This window comes from Streptomyces sp. NPDC057474 (genome assembly GCF_042802555.1).
Taxonomy (GTDB): Bacteria; Actinomycetota; Actinomycetes; order Streptomycetales; family Streptomycetaceae; genus Streptomyces.
In genome coordinates, this window is sequence record NZ_JBHVDX010000193.1 from 1 (window position 1) to 20,465 (window position 20,465).

Annotated in this window: 16 protein-coding genes and 2 pseudogenes; 13 read left to right on the forward strand and 5 right to left on the reverse strand. The window is 71.7% G+C overall.

The genetic code is table 11. The annotated features are described in order from the left end of the window. Complete coding sequence (locus ACFU53_RS36600; RefSeq protein WP_384002606.1) at positions 1–1,410, reverse strand: PepSY-associated TM helix domain-containing protein; 1,410 nt, start codon at positions 1,408–1,410, stop codon at positions 1–3. A gap of 183 nt (positions 1,411–1,593) precedes the next feature. On the opposite strand from ACFU53_RS36600, the gene ACFU53_RS36605 reads away from it, so the two are divergent. After that, positions 1,594–2,250 carry a peptide deformylase gene (locus ACFU53_RS36605; protein ID WP_384002609.1) on the forward strand — a complete coding sequence of 219 codons (657 nt, stop codon included), beginning with the start codon at positions 1,594–1,596 and terminating at the stop codon, positions 2,248–2,250. An 18-nt stretch (positions 2,251–2,268) separates the two neighbouring features. Here ACFU53_RS36605 and ACFU53_RS36610 read toward each other — a convergent pair whose 3' ends face one another. Next, positions 2,269–3,735, reverse strand: a complete 1,467-nt coding sequence (locus ACFU53_RS36610; RefSeq protein WP_384002612.1) for a dihydrolipoyl dehydrogenase family protein — start codon at positions 3,733–3,735, stop codon at positions 2,269–2,271. Positions 3,736–3,862: 127 nt separating this feature from the next. Between ACFU53_RS36610 and trxA the strand changes: the two genes are divergently transcribed. Then, a complete protein-coding gene (gene trxA / locus ACFU53_RS36615; RefSeq protein ID WP_384002615.1) occupies positions 3,863–4,249 on the forward strand; it encodes a thioredoxin in 387 nt (128 codons plus the stop codon). Positions 4,250–4,259: 10 nt separating this feature from the next. Here the strand turns inward: trxA and ACFU53_RS36620 are convergent. Together ACFU53_RS36620 and ACFU53_RS36625 are read right to left on the reverse strand one after the other, a co-directional pair. Further along, positions 4,260–5,088, reverse strand: a pseudogene (locus tag ACFU53_RS36620) (FAD-dependent monooxygenase). Positions 5,089–5,131: 43 nt separating this feature from the next. Continuing rightward, complete coding sequence (locus tag ACFU53_RS36625) at positions 5,132–6,166, reverse strand: LacI family DNA-binding transcriptional regulator (RefSeq protein ID WP_384002618.1); 1,035 nt, start codon at positions 6,164–6,166, stop codon at positions 5,132–5,134. Positions 6,167–7,421: 1,255 nt separating this feature from the next. Between ACFU53_RS36625 and ACFU53_RS36630 the strand changes: the two genes are divergently transcribed. From ACFU53_RS36630 to ACFU53_RS36645, 4 genes are all read left to right on the forward strand, one after another. After that, complete coding sequence (locus tag ACFU53_RS36630; protein ID WP_384002621.1) at positions 7,422–8,846, forward strand: amidase; 1,425 nt, start codon at positions 7,422–7,424, stop codon at positions 8,844–8,846. Between the two features lie 117 nt (positions 8,847–8,963). Continuing rightward, positions 8,964–9,188, forward strand: coding sequence for a hypothetical protein (locus tag ACFU53_RS36635; RefSeq protein ID WP_384002624.1), 225 nt, complete (start codon positions 8,964–8,966; stop codon positions 9,186–9,188). Between the two features lie 159 nt (positions 9,189–9,347). Continuing rightward, entirely contained in the window at positions 9,348–10,751 is a 1,404-nt protein-coding gene (locus tag ACFU53_RS36640; RefSeq protein ID WP_384002627.1) for a flotillin family protein, read from the forward strand. A 109-nt stretch (positions 10,752–10,860) separates the two neighbouring features. Beyond that, entirely contained in the window at positions 10,861–11,307 is a 447-nt protein-coding gene (locus tag ACFU53_RS36645; RefSeq protein ID WP_384002629.1) for a type II toxin-antitoxin system PemK/MazF family toxin, read from the forward strand. A gap of 78 nt (positions 11,308–11,385) precedes the next feature. Here the strand turns inward: ACFU53_RS36645 and ACFU53_RS36650 are convergent, their stop codons facing one another. Then, positions 11,386–12,216 carry a TIGR02452 family protein gene (locus tag ACFU53_RS36650; RefSeq protein ID WP_384002632.1) on the reverse strand — a complete coding sequence of 277 codons (831 nt, stop codon included), beginning with the start codon at positions 12,214–12,216 and terminating at the stop codon, positions 11,386–11,388. 308 nt (positions 12,217–12,524) lie between these two features. Here ACFU53_RS36650 and egtA point away from each other — a divergent pair, with 308 nt between their 5' ends. From egtA to ACFU53_RS36685, 7 genes and pseudogenes are all read left to right on the forward strand, one after another. Next, positions 12,525–13,799 carry an ergothioneine biosynthesis glutamate--cysteine ligase EgtA gene (egtA, locus tag ACFU53_RS36655; protein ID WP_384002635.1) on the forward strand — a complete coding sequence of 425 codons (1,275 nt, stop codon included), beginning with the start codon at positions 12,525–12,527 and terminating at the stop codon, positions 13,797–13,799. Continuing rightward, the gene (gene egtB, locus ACFU53_RS36660) at positions 13,796–15,142 is read left to right on the forward strand and encodes an ergothioneine biosynthesis protein EgtB (protein ID WP_384002638.1); all 1,347 of its coding nucleotides are present in this window, start codon (positions 13,796–13,798) and stop codon (positions 15,140–15,142) included. The genes egtA and egtB overlap by 4 nt, the downstream gene beginning before the upstream one ends. Further along, positions 15,142–15,954, forward strand: coding sequence for an ergothioneine biosynthesis protein EgtC (egtC, locus tag ACFU53_RS36665; RefSeq protein ID WP_384002641.1), 813 nt, complete (start codon positions 15,142–15,144; stop codon positions 15,952–15,954). Before egtB ends, egtC begins: the two co-directional genes overlap by 1 nt. Further along, positions 15,951–16,115 (forward strand): annotated as a pseudogene (locus tag ACFU53_RS36670) (L-histidine N(alpha)-methyltransferase); the annotation flags it as partial. The gene egtC and the pseudogene ACFU53_RS36670, both read left to right, overlap by 4 nt. Positions 16,116–16,375: 260 nt before the next feature. Then, positions 16,376–17,380 (forward strand): L-histidine N(alpha)-methyltransferase, encoded by a 1,005-nt coding sequence (gene egtD, locus ACFU53_RS36675; RefSeq protein WP_384002644.1) that lies wholly within the window; start codon positions 16,376–16,378, stop codon positions 17,378–17,380. A 246-nt stretch (positions 17,381–17,626) separates the two neighbouring features. Further along, positions 17,627–18,577, forward strand: coding sequence for a helix-turn-helix transcriptional regulator (locus tag ACFU53_RS36680; RefSeq protein WP_384002647.1), 951 nt, complete (start codon positions 17,627–17,629; stop codon positions 18,575–18,577). Positions 18,578–19,507: 930 nt separating this feature from the next. Next, positions 19,508–20,269 (forward strand): DeoR/GlpR family DNA-binding transcription regulator, encoded by a 762-nt coding sequence (locus ACFU53_RS36685; RefSeq protein ID WP_384002649.1) that lies wholly within the window; start codon positions 19,508–19,510, stop codon positions 20,267–20,269. Positions 20,270–20,465 lie beyond the last annotated feature (196 nt).

The following is a 20,465-nucleotide window of genomic DNA, read 5'->3' on the forward strand; positions in this document are numbered from 1 at the left end:
CTACTTCGCCTCCACCCGGCCTCCGTACGACCGCTTGCCGCGCCGGTACGCGATCTCGCCCAGCACGACGTCCACCGCGATGAACGCGGCGAGCGGGATGCCGAGGAGGGGCACGAAGTAGCCGAGGACGGCGATGAGGGCGAGGGCGGGGACCAGGATCTGGGGCGGTACCTGCTGCCAGGATCCGCGGGGGATCGGGCGGCCGAAGGACGAGGCGCGGCCGCGCTGCCACCACATGCGGTAGCCCCAGAGGATCAGTACGACCAGGGAGGCCGCGAGGGCCATCAGGAGGATCTGGTTGGCCAGGCCGAACAGGACGCCGGTGTGGGCGTCGATGCCCCAGCGGGACAGCTTGGCGAGGATCGGGAAGTCGGCGAACCGGAGCGTATCGGTGACCTCGGAGGTCGCCGGGTCCACGGCGACCGCGTCCTGTTTGGTGGGCCAGCTGCGCTGGACCTGCTTGACCACGTAGGTGGAGGACGCGTCGGCGGGCGGCACGATCTCCACCGGGTCGCCTAGGCCCTCGGCGCGCGCGGCGGCGAGGATCTCGTCCAGGTCGCCCTCCGCGGCGGCGTCCCCCTCCGCCGAGGCGGCGTCGTGACCGCCGTGGTCGCCCGCCGTGGCCGAGATGGCCGGGGTCGCCTGGTGGAGCTCGGTGCGCAGGACCTCGATGTTGGCGCCGGCGTACGTCGACCAGGTCAGACCCGTCGCCGAGAGGAAGAAGAACCCGGCGGCGGCCCAGACACCGACCGTGCCGTGCAGGCCCAGGGTGCGGCGGCGGCCACTGGTGCCGCGCACCTTGCGCTGGGCGCGGCGGCGGGCGAACCAGAGCACGAGGCCACCGCCCGAGATGACCCACAGCCAGCTGGCGGCGAGTTCGCTGTAGAGGCGGCCGGTCTCGCCGAGCTGGAGGTTGGCGTGGAACTTGTCGATCCAGGTCCGCACGGGCAGCGCGCCCGTCGACCCGTACTGCTCCAGGGCGCCGCGCACCTCCGCCGTGTACGGGTCGACGAACACCGCGAGCGTGTTGGTCTCGTCGATGCCCTCGACACCCGTCAGCATCACCCGGGTCGTCGCGTCGTCCTCCGGGGAGGGGCGTACGGCGGAGATGGTGCCCTCGGGGTGTGCCTTGCGGGCGGCGGCCACCTGCTCGGAGATCGGCAGCTGCTCGTCGCCCACCTCGGCGACGGTCGTCCGGTCCGCGTAGACGATCTTCTCGATCGTGAACGAGGCGGCGTACAGCCCGCCCGTCAGGGCGGCGACCAGCAGGAACGGGGCGACGAGGACGCCCGCGTAGAAGTGCAGCCGCAGGACGAGCGGCCTGAGCGAAGCCCAGCCCTTCGTCGTGCCGTCGGGCTTGGCGACGGGTTTCTGGGGCTCGTCCGTCTCGGTCGAGGGGGCGATGGTCATCGGCGGATGCTCCGGGATGCGGGGACGTCGTGGCGGTTCAGTAGTCGGGGTGTGCGGGCTCCGAGTTCCCGGCATCGCGTGTGATGCGGGTCACACGAACCTCCGGTGTCACGTGCCCGCCCGAGGGTGTGCCTCCGTGAGAGCCGCCTCGCATCGCGCGATTCCGGTTGGCATCCTGGCTCGATGGCTTCCGAACGTGATCGCACCGAGTCCCGCCCCCTGAGCGACCGGGTCGAGGAACTCCTCGCCCACGAGGGGCCGCTGCCGATCGTCGCCGCGGGCGATCCGGTACTGCGCCGCACCGCCGCGCCCTTCACCGGCCAGCTGGACCCCGGCCTCCTGGCCCGCTTCGTCGCCGCCCTGCGCGCCACCATGCACGCGGCACCCGGCGTCGGCCTCGCCGCACCCCAGGTCGGGGTGTCCCTGCGCATCGCGGTGATCGAGGACCCCGCGCCGGTCCCGGAGGAGGTGCGGCTCGCCCGGGGCCGGGTCCCGCAGCCGTTCCGCGTCCTGGTCAATCCGGCGTACGAGGCCGTCGGGTCGTACCGTGACGCGTTCTTCGAGGGCTGTCTGAGCGTGCCGGGCTGGCAGGCCGTGGTGGCCCGGTACGCCAAGGTGCGGCTACGGGCGGTCGACGAGCACGGGCGGGCGGTGGACGAGGAGTTCTCGGGGTGGCCCGCCCGTATCGTCCAGCACGAGACGGACCACCTCAACGGCACGCTCTACCTCGACCACGCCGAGTTGCGCTCGCTCTCCTCGAACCAGGCGATGGCCGACCGCTGGAACGACCCCACTCCGGCCAACGCCGCCCGGGCGATGGGCTTCCTCCTGCCCGACTGAGCGCCCGGACCGGCCGGTTCAGCCCCGGTACGCCTCCAGCAGTCGCAGCCACACCTCGCTGATCGTCGGGTACGAGGGCACCGCGTGCCAGAGGCGGCCGATCGGGACCTCCCCGGCGACGGCGACGGTGGCGGAGTGGATGAGTTCGCCGACGGCGGGGCCGACGAAGGTGACGCCGCGGAGGATCTCGCGGTCCAGGTCGACGACCATGCGGGCGCGGCCCCGGTAGCCGTCGGCGTAGAGGCCCGCCCCCGCGACGGAGGAGAACTCGACGTCGACCGCGCGGACCCGGTGGCCTGCCTGTTCGGCCTCGGCGAGGGAGAGGCCGACGGCGGCGGCCTCGGGGTCGGTGAAGACGACCTGGGGGACGGCGGCGTGGTCGGCGGTGGCCGCGTGGGCGCCCCAGGGGTCGCTCGCCAGGAGCGGGACTCCGGCCGCGCGGGCGGCGATGGCGGCCCCGGCGATCCGGGCCTGGTACTTGCCCTGGTGGGTGAGCAGCGCCCGGTGGTTGACGTCGCCGACCGCGTACAGCCACTCGCTGCCCGTCACCCGGAGGCTGTCGTCGACGGGCAGCCACGAGCCGGATTCCAGGCCGACGGTGTCGAGGCCGAGGTCGTCGGTGCGCGGGGCGCGGCCGGTGGCGAAGAGGATCTCGTCGGCCTCCAGACGGTCGCCGGTGTCGGTGAGGGCCACCACGGTCCCGTTCTCACGGGACACCGCCGTCACGGACGTACCGGTGCGGACGTCCACGCCCGACTCGACGAGCGCGTCGGCGATCAGTTCACCGGCGAACGGCTCCATGCGGGGCAGCAGGCCCTTGCCGCGGACGAGGACGGTGACCTCGGAGCCGAGGGACCGCCAGGCGGTGGCCATCTCGACGGCGACGACACCGCCGCCGACGACGATCAGCCGGCCGGGGACCTCCTGCGCGCTGGTGGCCTCGCGGCTCGTCCAGGGCCTGACCTGCGCGAGTCCCGGCAGGTCGGGCAGAAGGGCGCGGCTGCCGGTGGAGACCACCACCGCGTGCCGGGCGGTGAGGACGTGGCGCCCGCCGTCGGGGGCGTCCACGACCACGCGGCGGGGCCCGGCGAGACGCGCGTGGCCGCGGTACAGCGCCGCCCCGATGCTCTCCAGCCAGCCGACCTGGCCGTCGTCCTTCCAGTGGGCGGTCTCGTAGTCGCGGTGGGCGAGCACTTCGGCGGCGTCCAGCGGGCCCTCGACCAGGTGGCGCAGGCCGGGTACGCGGCCGGCGTCGGCGCGGGCGATCGCGGGGCGCAGCAGGGCCTTGCTGGGCATGCACGCCCAGTACGAGCACTCGCCGCCGACCAGCTCGCTCTCGACGACCGCGGTGGACAGGCCGGCCGCGCGGGTGCGGTCGGCGACGTTCTCCCCCACGGGTCCGGCACCGAGCACCACGACGTCGTACTCGGTCGTCGTCGCTTCTTCTGCGTCCTCGGTGGTTTCGGTGATTTCCGTATCCGTCATGGGGTCAGTCTGGTTGTTGGTGTGCGCGGTGGCCAAACGGGTACGCGCGCGGAATACGCCACCGCGGGGCGGCGTTGTCGAGTGCGGCTCGCCCCGAGCACCGATACCAGGAAGAGGGATGCACGCCATGAGCAGCACCGTTGAGCTCACCAAGGAGAACTTCGACCAGACGGTCACCGACAACGAGTTCGTCCTGATCGACTTCTGGGCGTCGTGGTGCGGGCCGTGCCGGCAGTTCGCCCCGGTCTACGAGAAGGCCGCCGACGACAACCCGGACCTGGTGTTCGGCAAGGTGGACACCGAGGCGCAGCCGGAACTGGCCTCGGCCTTCGGTATCCAGTCGATCCCGACGCTGATGATCGTCCGTGACCAGGTCGCCGTGTTCGCGCAGCCGGGCGCGCTGCCCGAGGCCGCGCTGACCGATGTCATCGGGCAGGCCCGCAAGCTGGACATGGACGAGGTCCGCAGGGCCGTCGCCGAGCAGCAGGCGCAGGTCGAGCAGAACGGGCAGTGAGCCGGCCGGGTCACCAGGTCGGCGGTAGCCCCGTGTAGTCGACGGACAGTTCGGCGTCCGCCTGCCGGGACGCCGTGATCCGGCGCAGCCGGGCGAGCTGGAGTCGGTGGTCGAAGGCGCCACCCTCCGGCCGGGTGTGCAGCATCCTGGTCATGTCGTACGAGAAGCGGGTCGCCTGCCAGACCCGGTCCAGGCACAACTCCGAGTACCGCTCGAGGAGTTGTGTTCGCCGCGCGCGTAGATCAACTCATCGCAGGACGGCGGGACTTCGGCCAGGACGCCGAGCCAGGAGTACGGGTGTTCGTGCTCGTACACACGGCGGGTCGCGGCGGGGAACACATGGCGGGAGATGCCGTGGAAGCCGTCGCAGCCGACCACCCACTCGCAGGACAGCTCCTCCTGGTAGCCGTCGTGGACGAAGTGCACCACCGGCCGCTCGCCGAGCGCGCCCTCGACGCCGATCGCCCCCGCCTCGAACAACAGCGGTGACCGCTCCGCGAGTTGAGGGCGACGAGGTCCTTCACGATCTCCGTCCGGGCGTAGCTCGTTACCGTACGGCCGCCGGTGAGGACCGGGAAGTCGAGGTGGTGCCGCTCGCGGTCGAAGCGCGGCTCGTTGCCGTTGTGCACCAGGCCCTCGATCTCCAGGCGTTCGCCGGCGCCGCACTCGCGCAGCGCGTCGACCGTGCCCTGCTCCGGCATCCCGGCGCGCCGGCGCTGTTCCACGTACGCGCGGGTCCGGCTCGCCAGGACCACGCAGTCGATGTCCGCCCGGTGCAACAGCCGGGCGAGGAGGAGCCCGGCGGGGCCGCCGCCGATGATGCCGCCCGTCGTGCGCATGACGCGCCTCCCGAGGCGAGGGGTACGGTCCCGCCCTGTCCGTTCAGCTCGATTCGCGGTGGACGATCCTCGCGCCCAGTACGTCGTGGGTCGTGGGGACCGACGCGGGGTCGCGCACCACGCGGTCGACCAGTTCCGCGAGGTGACGTCCGGACGGCAGCTCCAGGTGGACGGTGCTGAGGCGCGGCCGCAGCAGCCGGCCGAGCATCAGGTCGTCGGCCCCGACCACGGCCGTCTCCCCGGGGATGCCGATGCCCTCGTCCTGCAGGGCCCGCATCACGAGCATCGCGTATTCGTCGTTGTACGCGAACACCGAATCCAGACCGAGGGAGCGCCAGTCGCGGGCGAGCCGGGCCGCGGCCGCCTCGTCGTACGCCAGCGGCAGCTCGGTGACCGTCGCCTCCGTGCCCTGTACCGCGCGTCGCACGCCGGCGAGCCGGGGCTGGGAGAACACCCCGAAGCCGGGCTCCTCGGGCACGACGACACCGATGCGGCGGCGACCGCGCTCGACCAGGTGCCGGCCGGCGCTGTGGCCGACGCCCGCGTGGTCCAGGATCAGCGCGTGGGCGCCCTCGACGGGTTCGGGGGTGAGGGTGACGACAGCCTTGGCCCCGGAGCGCTTGAGGACGGCCACGCCCTGCGGGCCGAGGCCGACACCGGGCACGATCACCGCGACTGGGCGCAGCTCGGCCCAGGCGCGGGCGGCGTCGTCACCGCGCAGGCCGATGCCGCCGTGCTGCACGACCGTGTAGTCGAGACGGCTGAGGGCCCATTGGATCTCGTTGATGAACTGGCTGTAGAGCGGGCCGATGGGCACGTTCGGGGCGGGCATCAGTACCAGGCGGCTGTGGCCGGCGCGCAGGCTGCGGGCCGCCGCGTGGGGCACGTAGCCGAGTTCCTTGGCGGCCTCGTGGACCCGGCGGCGGGTGGGCTCGCTGATGCGGACGGCGCTGGTGTTGTTGAGGACGTAGCTGACCGTCGCGCGTGAGACACCCGCGAGTCGTGCCACATCGGCGCTCGTGGGCACGGATCGCTGCAGGGGCGAGGGCGGGGCGGGCTCTTTCGGTATCTGCACCATGAGGACGGCATCCTTGCAGAAGCGGTGAAGGTCGTTCCGGCCGGGGGAGTACCGGCCTTGCGGGAGCTCGGGTTCGGGCCACCGATCTTTGTGGCTGGGCAGTTTGGCGAATGTGTTCGAAATCTGTTCAACCCGGCAGTCATTTCACGCCATGTCCACAAGGTGGGCCGATGGCGACCCCGCACAGACGGCCGCTCGGCGTTCCGCCCCGGCTCGGGGTGCGGGTGAACAGCCGGGGGCAGGGCTCCGCCGTGGTCGCGCGGCACGGCGGACGCACCGGGGTTCCGCTGGTGGCCGGGGCCGATCCGCTGGTGAGGACGGGCGACCGGAACACGGCTCCCGCCTGGCCGAGGACATGTGGCGGGCCCCTCGGCCGGCGCTACCGGGGCCCCCGCCCCCGTCCGGCGACCGACGGGCCGTCCGGCTCGGCGGCAGCGGGGCGCAGCCGCTGTCGGCCCGCGACGCGGCGTCCGACGAGCACCGACCGCAGCTGGCGGCGGCCGGCCGCCTGTGCGGGCGCCAGATGGCGGCGATGTCAAAAGCTATGGCGTGAACTGTGTGTTCGATGTGGGTGCGAACACCGCCCGGTACGCCCGTCGGCTGCGCCGCTCCGGCAACACCGGCCGCACCGTCGCCCGCCAACCCACCGCGGTCGGCCTCGCCGGCTCCGACGCGCTGCCGAGAGCACCCCGGACTGGCGTGCGACCCACTGCGGGCCACCCGCCGGATGGCGGGCATCACCGCCGTACGACGGCATCCGCGCGCCTTGCCGTCGCGCCCATCATCGCGGTACGAACCGTTGGCACGCGTCACGGTACGAACTGTGGACGCGGTGCGGCACTTGGCGCGCGGCTGAGCGCCTGCGCTCGGCGGCGACACGGCTTCAGCGGAGGGTTCGGCGACCAGGGCTGCGACGGCTCGGCAACTGCGGCGGCGGGCGGCTCGGCAGCTCCGGGTCCGGCAGACGTCTGCGGCTGCGGCTGCGGCTGCGGCTGCGGCTGCGGCTGCGGCTGCGGCTGCGGCTGCGGTGCGACGATTCCGGCTCACCAGAGCCAAGGCCGGCCGCCGCCGTCACCATCGTCGCTGCCTCACCTCTCCCCCTCCCGCCCCTCGCCCCTCGCCCCTCGCCCCTCGCCCCTCGCCCCTCGCCCCAAGACGAATCGCCGCCCCCGTCAGGCAAGTTGTCCTCGCTGTACCGTCTCGCCCGTACGGACGTTACCGTTCGGTAGAAATCCTGCTTCCGGAGGTGTTCCGTATGGGTGTCGACCGTGCGCCGGGTCTCGTGGAGTGTGCTCGTGCGCTGGCTGCCGGGGAGGTGACGTCGCGGGCGCTGGTGGAGGGGACGCTCGCCCGGATCGAGGCGAGTCAGGGGACGGTGAACGCGTTTCGGCGGGTGCGGGCCGAGGCGGCGCTGGTGGAGGCCGACGCGGCGGACAAGGAGTTGGCTGAGGGCGGGCGGCGGCCGCTGCTCGGCGTGCCGGTGGCCGTGAAGGACGACATGGACGTGGCGGGCGAACCGACCGCGTTCGGCTGCCAGGGCGAGTTCCCCTCGCTGCCGGAGGACGGCGAGGCCGTACGGCGGCTGCGCGCGGCCGGGGCGATCGTCGTCGGCAAGACCAATACGTGCGAGCTGGGGCAGTGGCCGTTCACGGAAGGGCCTGCGTTCGGGGCCACCCGTAATCCCTGGCACCCGGACCACACACCCGGCGGCTCCTCCGGTGGTTCGGCGGCGGCCGTGGCCGCGGGGCTCGTGCCGGCCGCGCTGGGCTCGGACGGCGCCGGCTCGGTGCGCATCCCGGCGTCCTGGACGCATCTCATCGGCATCAAGCCCCAGCGCGGCCGCATCTCGACCTGGCCGCACGCGGAGTCCTTCCAGGGCATCACCGTCAACGGCACCCTCGCCCGCACGGTCGCCGACGCCGCCCTCCTCCTGGACGCGGCCTGCGGCAACCACGAGGGCGACCTGCACCGGCCCGCCGCCATCAACGCCTCCGAGGCCGTCGGGAGGGATCCGGGGCGGCTCAGAATCGCCCTGTCCCTGAAGCCGCCGTTCACCGCGTTGCCCGCGCGGCTCGATCCCCGCGTACAGGAGCGGGTGCGGGCCGTGGCGGAGCGCCTCGCCGCGCTCGGGCATGTGGTGGAGGAGGCGGAGCCTCGGTACGGGCAGATCGGGCTGACCTTCATTCCGCGCGCCACCGCCGGCATCGCCGAGCGGGTCGGCGCCATCACCGAGCAGAGCCTCCTCGACCGGCGCACCCTCGACGCCGCCCGCCTGGGCCGGCTGCTCGGCGGAGCGCCCCTGCGGCTGGCCCGCCGCGCGGAGGTCACGCTGCACCGGCGGATCGGCGCGCTCTTCGAGTCGTACGACGTACTGCTGGCGCCGACGACCGCCGCTCCCCCACCGCGCGTCGGCTCCATGCTGAACCTCGGCGGTCTCGGCACCGACCGCGCGATGATCGCGGCCTGCCCGTACGCCTGGCCGTGGAACGTGCTGGGCTGGCCCGGTGTGAACGTCCCGGCGGGGTTCGTGGACGACGGGCTGCCGGTGGGCGCGCAGTTGCTCGGCCCGGCGAACAGCGAGCCTCTCCTGCTGTCGCTGGCCTCGCAGTTGGAGGCGGACCAGCGCTGGCACGAACGGTGGCCGCCGCAGCGGACCGCCGCGGATTCGCCTGCGGCGTGAGCGGGTTCGGCGCTTTCGTGTGAGCGGGCTCGGCGCTTTCGTGTGAGCGGGTTCGGCGCTTTCGTGTGAGCGGGCTCGACAGCCGCGATGTGCCCCCTACGCTGTGACCCGTACGCTGTGACCATGGACGAAGCGTCGATGATCGGGCTGATGGGACGGGTGACCGGTGCGGTCGGTCCCGGGCTCGTCGGCGAGGTGATCGTCCGGGTGCGGGGCGGCGCCGAGCACTTTCTCGCGTACCCCGCCTCCGCGAAGGACCGGATCGCGCCGGGAACGCTCGTGATGGTGATGGAGTATCTGCCGCCGCGCACGGTGTATGTGTCGGCGGCGTACGACAGTTGACGGTTCGTGGGGTCCCCGGGTCGCGGTCTGTCGGTCTTCCGACACCGGTTCGCATCAGGACTGCAACAACGGTCCCTCGGTACCTGTACCGCCGCTGAAACACGCGGGACACTCCCGACGTTCGGTGCCGAAAGGGCACCTGGCTGAGGGGGTGTGCCGATGTTCATCGGCATGATCGCGGGGGTGGCCGTAGGAGCCGCCCTGGTACTGATCGGTCTGTTCAAACTGATGTGGCGGGTCGCCGAACCCAACGAGGCGCTCATCATCTCCGGCTCCAAGACCAAGATGGAGGGTCTGGAGGAGGGCATGAACTTCCGTATCGTCACGGGGCGCGGCACGCTCGTGCTGCCCGGTGTGCAGGCGGTGCGCAAGCTCTCGCTCGACCTGAACCAGACCGAGCTTTCCGTGGACTGTGTGACGCACCAGGGCATTCCGCTGAAGATCCGTGGCGTGGTCATCTTCAAGGTGGGCGACGACTTCGTGTCCATCGCCAACGCGGCCCGCCGTTTCCTCGACCAGCAGAAGCGCGTCTCGGAGCGGGTGCACAACGTGTTCGCCGGTCATCTCCGTTCCATCGTGGGCGGGTTGACGGTCGAGGACATGATCCGCGACCGCGACAAGCTGACCGGCCAGACACGGGCGGCGTGCGGTACGGAGATGGAGAAGCTGGGTCTGATCGTCGACTCGCTGCAGATCCACGAGATCGAGGACCCGACCGGCTACATCAAGAACCTGGCCATGCCGCACGCGGCGGCCGTCCAGCGCGACGCCCGTATCGCGCAGGCCGAGGCCAACCGGCTCGCCACCGAGGCCGAGCAGATGGCCGCGGCGCGGATGGCGGAGGCCACCCGGGACAGCGAGATCCTCCAGGCCGGCTACCAGGCCGAGCGGGACAAGGCCGCGGCGGAGTCCAAGCAGGCCGGCCCGCTCGCCGAGGCGGCCGCCCTGCAGGAGGTCGTCGTCCAGGAGACCCGGGTCGCGGAGCTGGCGGCGGCCCGGCGCGAGCAGCAGCTCCAGGCGGACGTCCGCAAGCCGGCGGACGCCAAGGCCTACGAGAAACGGACTCTCGCCGAGGCCGAGCGCGACGCCCGTATCTCCGCCGCGCAGGCCAAGGCCAAGGAGACCGAACTCGCGGCTGCCGCCGAGGCGACCGCCACCCAGATCTCCGGTGAGGCCGAGGCCGCAGCCCGGCAGGCCAAGGGGCTCGCCGCCGCCGAGGCCACGCGGGCGAAGGGGCTCGCCGAGGCCGAGGGCATCAAGGCGCGGGCCACCGCGCTGGCCGAGAACCAGGAGGCGGTGATCGCGCAGCAACTGGCCGAGCGGTGGCCGGAGATCGTGCAGGCCGGCGCGTCCGCGTTCGGCAACGTCGACAACATGGTGCTGCTCAACGGGGCCGACGGGATGGCGGACATGTTCGCCAAGGCGCTCACGATGGGTGGGACGGGGCTGGGGCTGGCTCGGCAGTTGCTGTCCTCGATGAACCAGAACGATGTGCCTGCCGGCGGCTCGGCCGGGGTCAACGGGGTGCCTGTGGAGAAGGTGGCGGTGGATCGGGAGTCCTAGCGCCGTAGCTCCGACTGCGGTGGTTGGCCGCGGGTCGTTCGTGGTTGATCGCGCAGTTCCCCGCGCCCCTGACGGGGCGCGGGTTGGAGCTACGGCTAGCGTGAGGGGCGTGACTTCCTTCGCCGAGCAGGATGTGCCGGGTCGCTACGGCCCCTTCGCCACCACCGAGGCCGATCCCCGTGATGTCGGGCGGGTGCGTACCGAGTACTCGCCCGCGCACGACGGGGATCCCGACCCCGGGGAGATCGTCTGGACGTGGGTGCCGTACGAGGAGAACGACGGGCGGGGGAAGGATCGGCCCGTGCTCGTGGTGGCCCGGGAGGCCCGGGGGACGTTGCTCGCCGTGCAGTTGTCCAGCAAGCGGCATGACGGGGACCGGGAGTGGGTGCCGATCGGGAGTGGGCCGTGGGATCGGTCGGGGCGGGATTCCTGGGTGGATGTGGACCGGGTGCTGCGGCTGCATGAGACGGGGATGCGGCGGGAGGCGTGCGCGTTGGACCGGATGCGGTTCAACGCCGTTGTGCACCGGTTGCGGGAACGGTACGGGTGGCGATAGGCCGTAACGCGACTGCGGGTCGGATGCGGCTGGTCGCGCCCACGCGGCGGAGCCGCATGTCCACACAGCCCCGCGCTCCTAAAGGGGATCGGCTGTTGCGAACGTTCGCTCGAAGGCGGACCGGACCACCGCTCCCCTCGTCCGGTCCAGTACCCCGAACACCACGTGCTCGAAGTGGTTCTCGAACCTGCCGCCGTCCATGAGCAGGGCCCGGAACGCTGCCGCCACCTGCCTCGGGTCGTTGCCGAACACCCCGCAACCCCAGGCGCCCAGGACCAGTCGGCGGTAGCCGTTCGCCGCCGCCGTCTCCAGAACGCGTTCCGCGCGTGCGGCCAGGGCTCGTGGTAGCTCGGGCGCGCGTTCCGGCACCGTACGCCGGATCACCGAGGCGTTCGGGGCCGCGGAGGTCAGGAAGCCGGTGGTGTACGGGGTGTCGAGGAGGGTGCCGCGGTCGTCCCGGAAGACGGGTACGGCGGGTGAGTGGATGACACGGTCCGTGTAGAACGGGTCTCGGTGGGTGCGGTGGTGGTCGTAGAACGCGCGGGCCTCGCGGACGCAGGTGTAGAGCGCGGAGGCCCGGCAGAGGGCTTCCTCCTGGGCCTGGGCGCCGTTCAGGTAGCCGCCGCCGGGGTTGCGGGCGGAGGAGAAGTTGAGGACGGCCACGGGGTCGGCGGTGGCCGTGAGGCGGCGGGCGACCTCCAGGCTGCTCTCGCCGGTGACCTCGATGACCGGCTTCACCGCACTGGCGTGCGGCGTTTTCACCGGGTCGGGGCCGTACAGGCGGGTGCCGGCCCGTGCGGCCTCGACCTCGGTCGTGAGGGAGACCTCGTGGCCGGCGGGTGCGCGATAGCGCCCGGCCGCGACGATCTGCTCGGTCTCGTGTGCGATTCCGCGGAGACGCGCGCTCATGGCGCCACCCCCGTGTACGCCGCGAGCGCTGCCCGCGTGTGCTCCCCCGTCGTGCTCATGGGCGCATCCTGGGCGATGCTGGTGAGCGAGCGCAACGGAGTTTCCTCGCGTGAATGGCCCGGTACGGGTACGGGAAGAGGTGCCTGAAGTTCCCGGAAACAGAGATCGTCGATCCGCATTGCCACGATGTGCCCCCTTGTGCGAAAGCGGCGCAAGGGTTTTGGGTGGGACGAGCACCGCCGGTCCGCCCCCATCGGAAACGGATCGGCGGCTTGGCCGATGAGATGGCATCTCAGGAGGATCCCGACATGTCAGATTCGCTGAGTGGCTGTACGGAGCAACGCTCCGCGGTCACCGAGGCGGAGGTGGAGGCCCTGGTACGGGGCATCTGCTTCAAGACCGGTCCACCCCGCACCCTCGGTGTCGAACTGGAATGGCACATCCACGAGCTGCGTGATCCGCGGCTCCCGGCAACACCCGCACGACTCGAAGCGGCCTACGCCGCACTGCGGACCCTGACCCTGAACTCACCGCTGACCGTCGAGCCCGGCGGCCAGCTGGAGCTCAGCTCGGCGCCGGCCGCCTCCCTGATGGAGTGCGTCGGGTCCGTCTCGGCCGACCTCGCCGCCGTGCGCGCGACACTGCGCGAGGCGGATCTCGGCATCAGCGGCTTCGGCCACGAACCCTGGAACCCCCCGACCCGCTACCTCCACGAGCCCCGGTACGACGCGATGGAGGTCTATCTCGACCGCTTCGGCCCCGAGGGGCGGTCCATGATGTGCTCGTCCGCCTCGGTTCAGGTGTGTCTCGACGCCGGGTACGAGGAGCCGGGCCCCCTCGGCCACCGGCGGCGCTGGTGGCTGTCGCACCAGCTCGGCGCGGTGCTGATGGCCGCGTTCGCCCACTCCCCGCTGGCGCGCGGCCGGATCACCGGCTGGCGTTCGACCCGGCAGACGCTGTGGGCGGCGATGGACCCGGCCCGTACGAACGCCCCGGCGCTGGACGGCGACCCGCGCGCGGCATGGGCGCGGCTGGTGCTGGACGCGCCCGTGATGTGCGTACGGGCGGACGAGGGCCCCTGGGGTGTGCCCGGAGCGATGACGTTCCGGGAGTGGACGAGATCCGACACCCCGCCGAGCCGTGCCGACCTCGACTATCACCTCACGACGCTGTTCCCGCCGGTGCGCCCGCGCGGCCACATGGAGCTCCGCATGATCGACGCGCAGCCCGGTGAGGACGGCTGGATCGTGCCGCTCGCCGTGACGGCGGCGCTGTTCGACGACCCGGAGGCCGCCGAGACCGCCTATCGGACCGTCAAACCCCTTGCGGAGCGGGCGGGTTCGCAGCCGCCACCGCGCAATCCGCTGTGGGACGCGGCCATGCGTGACGGCTTGGCCGACCCGGAGCTGCGGGAGGTGGCGGCCGTCTGCTTCGCCGCGGCGGCCGAGGCGCTGCCCCGGCTCGGCGCGAGTTCCGAAGTGCAGGAAGCGGTCGTGGCGTTCACCGACCGCTATGTGGCCCGGGGCCGCTGCCCCGCCGACGATCTGCTCGACCTGTTCCACGGGAAGGACATCCCCGCATGACCGCACCCGAGACGCCGGCCCCGACGGCCGACGCCGACCCCGACATACTCCGGGAGCGCGCGCTGGCGGCGCTGACCACGGCCCGGGCCCGCACCGCGCTCCTGACGACCGCCGTGGACGAGCCCGATCTCACCGCACAGCACTCGCCGTTGATGTCGCCGCTGGTGTGGGACCTCGCCCACATCGGCAACCAGGAGGAGTTGTGGCTGCTGCGGAACGTCGCCGGGCGTGAGGCGATGCGGCCCGAGATCGACGGGCTGTACGACGCCTTCGAGCATCCGCGTGCCGCGCGGCCCTCGCTGCCGCTGCTGCCGCCCGAGGAGGCCCGGCGGTATCTGGCCGAGGTGCGCGGCCGGGCACTTGACGTGCTGGAGAGCGCCGACTTCCACGGCACCCGGCTCACCGACGCGGGCTTCGCCTTCGGCATGGTCGCCCAGCACGAACAGCAGCACGACGAGACGATGCTGATCACCCATCAGCTCCGCAAGGGGCCCGCCGTACTGTCGGCGCCGGACCCGGAGCCCGTCCCGTTGTTCACAGGGCCCGTCGAAGTCCTCGTGCCCGGCGGTGAGTTCATGATGGGCACGTCGACCGAGCCATGGGCGCTGGACAACGAGCGGCCCGCGCACCGGCGCACCGTCCCGGCGTTCCACATCGACACCACGCCGGTGACGAACGGCGCGTACCAGGCGTTCATCGCGGACGGCGGCTACGACGACGAACGCTGGTGGACGGCCGAGGGCTGGGACCACATCCGTGCGCACGGCATCCACGCGCCGCTGTTCTGGCGGCGTGACGGCCGGCAGTGGCTGCGGCGGCGCTTCGGCGTCACCGAGGTCGTACCGGCCGACGAGCCGGTGCTGCACGTGTGCTGGTACGAGGCGGACGCGTACGCCCGGTGGGCGGGGCGCCGGCTGCCCACGGAGGCCGAGTGGGAGAAGGCCGCCCGACACGACCCGGTCACCGGCCGCTCCACCCGCCACCCGTGGGGCGACGCCGACCCGCTGCCCGAGCACGCCAACCTCGGGCAGCGGCATCTGCGCCCGGCACCGGCAGGCAGCTACGCGGCGGGCGAATCGCCGCTGGGCGTACGGCAGTTGATCGGTGACGTGTGGGAGTGGACGTCGAGCGACTTCCTGCCCTACCCGGGGTTCACGGCGTTCCCGTACAAGGAGTACTCGGAGGTGTTCTTCGGCCCCGAGCACAAGGTGCTGCGCGGTGGTTCGTTCGCCGTGGACCCGGTGGCGTGCCGGGGGACCTTCCGCAACTGGGACTACCCGATCCGGCGGCAGATCTTCAGCGGGTTCCGCACGGCGCGGGACGCCTCCCCGGAGGTGGTCTGATGTGCCGTCATATCGCGTATCTGGGCCCGGAGTCGCCGCTGGGCGGTGTCCTGGTGGACCCTCCGCACAGTCTGTTCCGGCAGTCGTGGGCGCCCCGGCGGCAGCGGTACGGGACGGTCAACGCCGATGGTTTCGGGGTCGGCTGGTACGCCGAGGGGGACCTGGTGCCGGGGCGGTACCGGCGGGCCGGGCCGATCTGGGGCGACCAGTCCTTCGCGGACCTCGCCCGGGTCGTCCGCACCGGGGCACTGCTGGCCGCCGTACGGGACGCGACGGTGGCGGGCGCGGACGACGAGGCCGCGGCGGCGCCGTTCACGGCCGGGCCCTGGCTGTTCAGCCACAATGGTGCGGTCGCCGGGTGGCCCCGGTCGCTGGCGCCGCTCGCCGCCGAACTGCCCGCCGTCGAGGTCCTGTCGATGGAGGCCCGCAACGACTCCGCGCTCGTGTGGGCCCTGGTCCTCAACCGGCTGCGGGCCGGCGACGAGGAGGGCCAGGCGCTGGCGGACGCGGTCCTGGAGGTCTCCCGGGCGGCCCCCGGGTCGCGGCTCAATCTGCTGCTCACCAATGGCGAGACGATCACCGCGACGGCCTGGGGCGACACCCTCTGGTATCTCGCCGCGCCCGGCCGCAGCACGGTCGTGGCGTCCGAGCCGTACGACGACGATCCGCACTGGGTGGAGGTCCCGGACCGCACGCTGCTCGCGGCGAGCCGCACCGATGTCCTGCTCACCCCGCTCAAGGAGCTGGAGGAACCCACCAGCCCGAACGACGACTACACGTCATCCGCACTGCCGAAGGAGCCCCCTGCGTGAGCCCGTTCCTTCTCACCCGCACCCTGCCCGAGGACGCCACGGACGCCGACCTGCGCGCCGACGTCCTGGACGGCCTGACCCGCACCCCGAAGACGCTGCCGCCCAAGTGGTTCCACGACGCCCGCGGCAGCGGACTGTTCGAACGGATCACAGAATTGCCCGGAGTCGCGGCTAACACCGTGTCCCCCATACGTCGTGTTGCCTCAGTGGCGGTCAGAGGTCTTCGCTCTCGTCGCTTCGCAGTCCCCTCACTGTGTCCCTTTCCCAATGCCAGTCGACCCTGGCTGGTGACGCAGGGGGCTCAGGTTCAGACCCAACCCCGAGCAAGGCGTCCGACTCAAGGGGAGAACCGGGCCTGACTTCTGGCTCCCGCAGTCACTCCAGGTACCCACCGGCACGACGTCGACCGAATGAGGCAATCATGACCGGCACCCGCGCATACGGCTACACCGACACCCTCGACGCCGAGCACTACGCCAAGGCACTGCGCGCTGACATCCGGGGTGGCCTGACCAGCACCCCCAAGTCCACGGCACCCACGTGGTTCTACGATGCCCGGGGCAGCGAACTCTTCGAGGAGATCACCCAGCTCCCGGAATACCCCTTGTGGAGGGCGGAACTGGGGTTGCTCCAGCTCCACGCCCGGGACGTGGCCGCGCGGACGGGGGCCCGCAGCATGGTCGAGCTCGGGTCCGGCAGTTCGACGAAATCCAAGCTGATCATCGAGGCTCTGGGGCCGACCGACCTGCACTACGTCCCCATCGACGTCAGTGCGGACGCACTCCATCAGGCCAGCGCCCAACTCGTCCAGGACTATCCGGGGATCCGTCTGCACGCCCTCCGTGCCGACTTCACCGCTCCGCTCGTCCTGCCGGCGCTGCCCGAGGACGGCCCACGGCTCATCGCTTTTCTCGGCAGCACGCTGGGGAATTTCCGGCGCCCCGCCCGGGGCCCCTTCCTCCGCGGGCTTCGGGACATCATGCGCCCCGAGGACTTCCTTCTGATCGGTGCCGACCTGGTCAAGACGGAGCACGAAATGACCGCCGCCTATGACGACGGACAGGGCGTCACGGCCGAGTTCGACAAAAACCTGCTGCACGTCCTGAACCGCGATTTGGACGCCGACTTCGACCCCGACGCCTTCGACCACGTAGCGGTGTGGAACAGCACGGAAAGTCACATCGAGATGAGGCTGCGCAGCCGAGTCGAGCAGCTCGTCAAGGTCCGGGAACTTGACTTGGCGGTACATTTCGGGCGCGGAGAGGAATGGATCACCGAGCGCAGCGCCAAATTCACCGCGGACGGGCTGCGCGCAGAAATGGCCGAAGCGGGCCTTCGCACAAATCAGCTTTGGGCCGACCCGACCGCCGGCTTCACGCTCACACTCGCCACCGCCGTCAGCGGGTGCCGAACGTGTCCAGCTTGATGACCTCGAGGTCGGGACCGCTGCGCAGCCCGGTGTCCATGTTGTCCTTGGACCGCACGACCACGCTCATGGCGCTCGGACACCCGGCGTACAGGACTGTCAGGGGTGGGATTCCGACAGCGGTAACGCTCCCTCGCGCACGCGTCACGTGCCAGACCGCACTGTGCGGGGGAACCGCGTTCAGGGGTACGACAGGGCCCCCACGTGCCCTACCGACAGGTCACCTGCACCCGCACACTCGAAGGCATGACACGTGAGCAGCCCACCAGCGGGGGCACCGAGCTGGGCAGCTTCCTGCGCGCCCGCCGGGCACAGATCACCCCCGCCGAGGCCGGTCTCACGGTCGGCCCGGGACCGCGCCGCACGCCCGGGCTGCGCCGTGAGGAGCTGGCCACCCTCGCCGGCATCAGCATCGACTACTACAGCCGCCTGGAACGCGGCAAGGAAACCCGGCCCAGTCCGTCCGTCGTCGACGCCCTGGCCCGTGCTCTGCACCTGGAGCAGGACGAACACGCGCACCTGCGCAGTCTGGCCGCCCTCGCCGCCCGCACCGCGCCGGAACCTCCGACGCCGCCCAGCCGGAGCATCCGGCCGGGCGTGAAGCTGCTGCTGGAGAGCCTGCGGCCGAACCCTTCGCACGTGGTCAGCCGTACCAACGACCTACTCGCGGCCAACCCGGGCGGGCTGAGACTGCTGGCCGGCATGGAGGAGTGGCCGGTCAGGCAGCGCAACCTCGCCCGCTACGTCTTCCTCCACCCCACCGCGCGCACCCTCTTCCACGACTGGGCCACCCAGGTCCGCGGCTGCGTCGCCCGCCTGCGCGCCCTGGCCGGCACCGACCCCGACGCCCCCGACCTCACCCGGCTCGCCGGTGAACTCCTCCTCAAGAGTCCGGAGTTCGCCCGCCTGTGGGAGCGCTACGACATCAAGGGCCACTCCCATGGACGCAAGACCTTCCACCACCCCGACGTCGGCGACCTCACCCTCGGCTACCAGTCCATGGAACTGGAAGGCACCCCCGGCCACCGCATGGTGACGTACTACGCCCAACCAGGCACCCCTGAACCAGGCATAGGAAGCCTCCAGGACAGCCATCCTGGAGGCTTCGTCGGCACCGGCTGGAGGGCAGTCCCGGACACGACCTGTGGTTTCAGCAGGCCTGGGCGGTGGCCACGTCCTTGCGAGACAACGACATAACCGCACACCACCGGCCGACCAAACGTACCTCGTCGGGCACGCAGTGGGCAGTTACGGCAGGCTCGGCTCCGACGGCCGGACGGTCCTGCGCGAGGACCGCTGCGCCACGGGCAGACGCCACCCTCGACGGCATCCGCCGGGTGTGGGGCAGCACCCCGACAGCGTCCGGCAGCACGCGGGGCTGGAGTCCCGCCACCACTCGTACGGGTGTTCTCGCCGTGCTGCGGGCGCTGCGGGACCATCTCCGGGCCGTGGAAAGCAGGCCGCTGCGCTGGAGGCCGACGGCCACCCGAGTGTGAGGCGCTCGGGACCGCCGTCGACGAACTCGCCGCGCTCGACGCGTCGGCGATCACCGCAGGTTCCGTTCGCGCAGCGAGAGGAAGTCGGGCCCCTTCCCTGCAGGGTGCCGAAAACCGCCATCGCACCCGGCGGCGCACCGACAGCCGGCCCGCAATCGGGGCCGCCGCGAACGCCGGTGTCGAGCGCGGCGACCACGGCAATCTGCTCCGTGGTGAGCTCGAAGTCGAAGACGTCCAGCTCTCGGCGGTGCGGGCGGGCTTGGTCGCCTTCGGGATCGCGGAGCGGCCCTCCTGCAGGTGCCCGCGCAGCGTCGCCTGCGCGGGCGACTTGAATGCCGTACCGGATCCCGGTCCGGTGTCCTGATCCGGCTGGGAAACGGGCAGCACACGGGCACGCCCGGTAGGCGAGCGGGCAGCGGACCCTTTCGCCCGGACCCCTTCAGCCGCATCATCCAGGGACTCCGACCTTCGGAAAACGGGCACATTCGGTCATCAAGTGCTCTACGAGGAGCCTGGTCAGCAGAGCGGCCGCCTTGTAGAAATTGCCTCAGGAGCCCGAACGGGCAGGGCTCCGGGAAACAGCCGACGCCGGCTGGCAGAGCATGCGGAGCCGTGAAACGGAGGTGTCGCCGTGGACGCCGATGAGCGCAGACGTGGAATCCTTGAAACGGCACGCCGTACCGGATCCGTGGACGTCGGAAAGCTCGCCGCTGACCTCGGGGTCTCCAAGGAGACCGTGAGGCGCGATCTGAATGTGCTGGAGGAGCACGGGCTGGTCCGGCGTACCCATGGCGGTGCCCATCCCGTGGAAAGTGCGGGCTTCGAGACCACGCTCGCCTTCCGCACCACCATGCACGTCCCCGAGAAGTCCCGGATCGCTGCCGCTGCGGCCGGACTGCTCGGAGACGCCGAGACCGTCTACATCGACGAGGGCTACACCCCACAGCTCATCGCCGCCGCCCTCCCCCGCGACCGGCCACTGACCGTGGTCACCTCCTCGCTGTCCACAGCGGGTGCCCTGGCTTCCGCCGAGAACATCGCCGTGCTGCTGCTCGGCGGCCGGGTGCGCGGCGGCACACTTGCCACGGTCGACCACTGGGCGACCCGCATGCTGTCCGGCTTCGTCATCGACCTGGCGTACGTCGGCGCGAACGGCATATCCCGCGAGTACGGCCTCACCACCCCCGACCCCGCGGTCAGTGAGCTGAAGGCCGAGGTCATGCGGGTCGCCAAACGCCGGGTGTTCTCCGGCGTCCACACGAAATTCGGTGCCGTGAGCTTCTGCCGGTTCGCGAAGGTTACGGATTTCGAGGCCATCGTCACCGACACGGGGCTGCCCACTTCCGAGGCCCACCGATACGCACTGCTGGGTCCCCAGGTCATCCAGGCCTGAGCCGCAGTTCATCTCCCCATCCCACCCCGTAAGGCCGGGGTCCTGGTTCCCCATGCCCTCGAACACTCCCTGGAGTCAGTCATGCGATCGACCAGACACATCCTCATAGCCGGCGCCGCCGCCACCGCCCTGCTCGCCACCGCCTGTTCCGGGGCCGGAGCCGGCGGGTCCTCGGACGGCGGCAAGAGCATCAACG

Bases quoted from the DNA above. Each gene is read 5' to 3' on its own strand.
- ACFU53_RS36600 (WP_384002606.1), bottom strand. From the start codon at position 1,410: ATGACCATCGCCCCCTCGACCGAGACGGACGAGCCCCAGAAACCCGTC.
- ACFU53_RS36605 (WP_384002609.1), top strand. From the start codon at position 1,594: ATGGCTTCCGAACGTGATCGCACCGAGTCCCGCCCCCTGAGCGACCGG.
- ACFU53_RS36610 (WP_384002612.1), bottom strand. From the start codon at position 3,735: ATGACGGATACGGAAATCACCGAAACCACCGAGGACGCAGAAGAAGCG.
- trxA (WP_384002615.1), top strand. From the start codon at position 3,863: ATGAGCAGCACCGTTGAGCTCACCAAGGAGAACTTCGACCAGACGGTC.
- ACFU53_RS36625 (WP_384002618.1), bottom strand. From the start codon at position 6,166: ATGGTGCAGATACCGAAAGAGCCCGCCCCGCCCTCGCCCCTGCAGCGA.
- ACFU53_RS36630 (WP_384002621.1), top strand. From the start codon at position 7,422: ATGGGTGTCGACCGTGCGCCGGGTCTCGTGGAGTGTGCTCGTGCGCTG.
- ACFU53_RS36640 (WP_384002627.1), top strand. From the start codon at position 9,348: ATGTTCATCGGCATGATCGCGGGGGTGGCCGTAGGAGCCGCCCTGGTA.
- ACFU53_RS36650 (WP_384002632.1), bottom strand. From the start codon at position 12,216: ATGAGCGCGCGTCTCCGCGGAATCGCACACGAGACCGAGCAGATCGTC.
- egtA (WP_384002635.1), top strand. From the start codon at position 12,525: ATGTCAGATTCGCTGAGTGGCTGTACGGAGCAACGCTCCGCGGTCACC.
- egtB (WP_384002638.1), top strand. From the start codon at position 13,796: ATGACCGCACCCGAGACGCCGGCCCCGACGGCCGACGCCGACCCCGAC.
- egtC (WP_384002641.1), top strand. From the start codon at position 15,142: ATGTGCCGTCATATCGCGTATCTGGGCCCGGAGTCGCCGCTGGGCGGT.
- egtD (WP_384002644.1), top strand. From the start codon at position 16,376: ATGACCGGCACCCGCGCATACGGCTACACCGACACCCTCGACGCCGAG.
- ACFU53_RS36680 (WP_384002647.1), top strand. From the start codon at position 17,627: ATGACACGTGAGCAGCCCACCAGCGGGGGCACCGAGCTGGGCAGCTTC.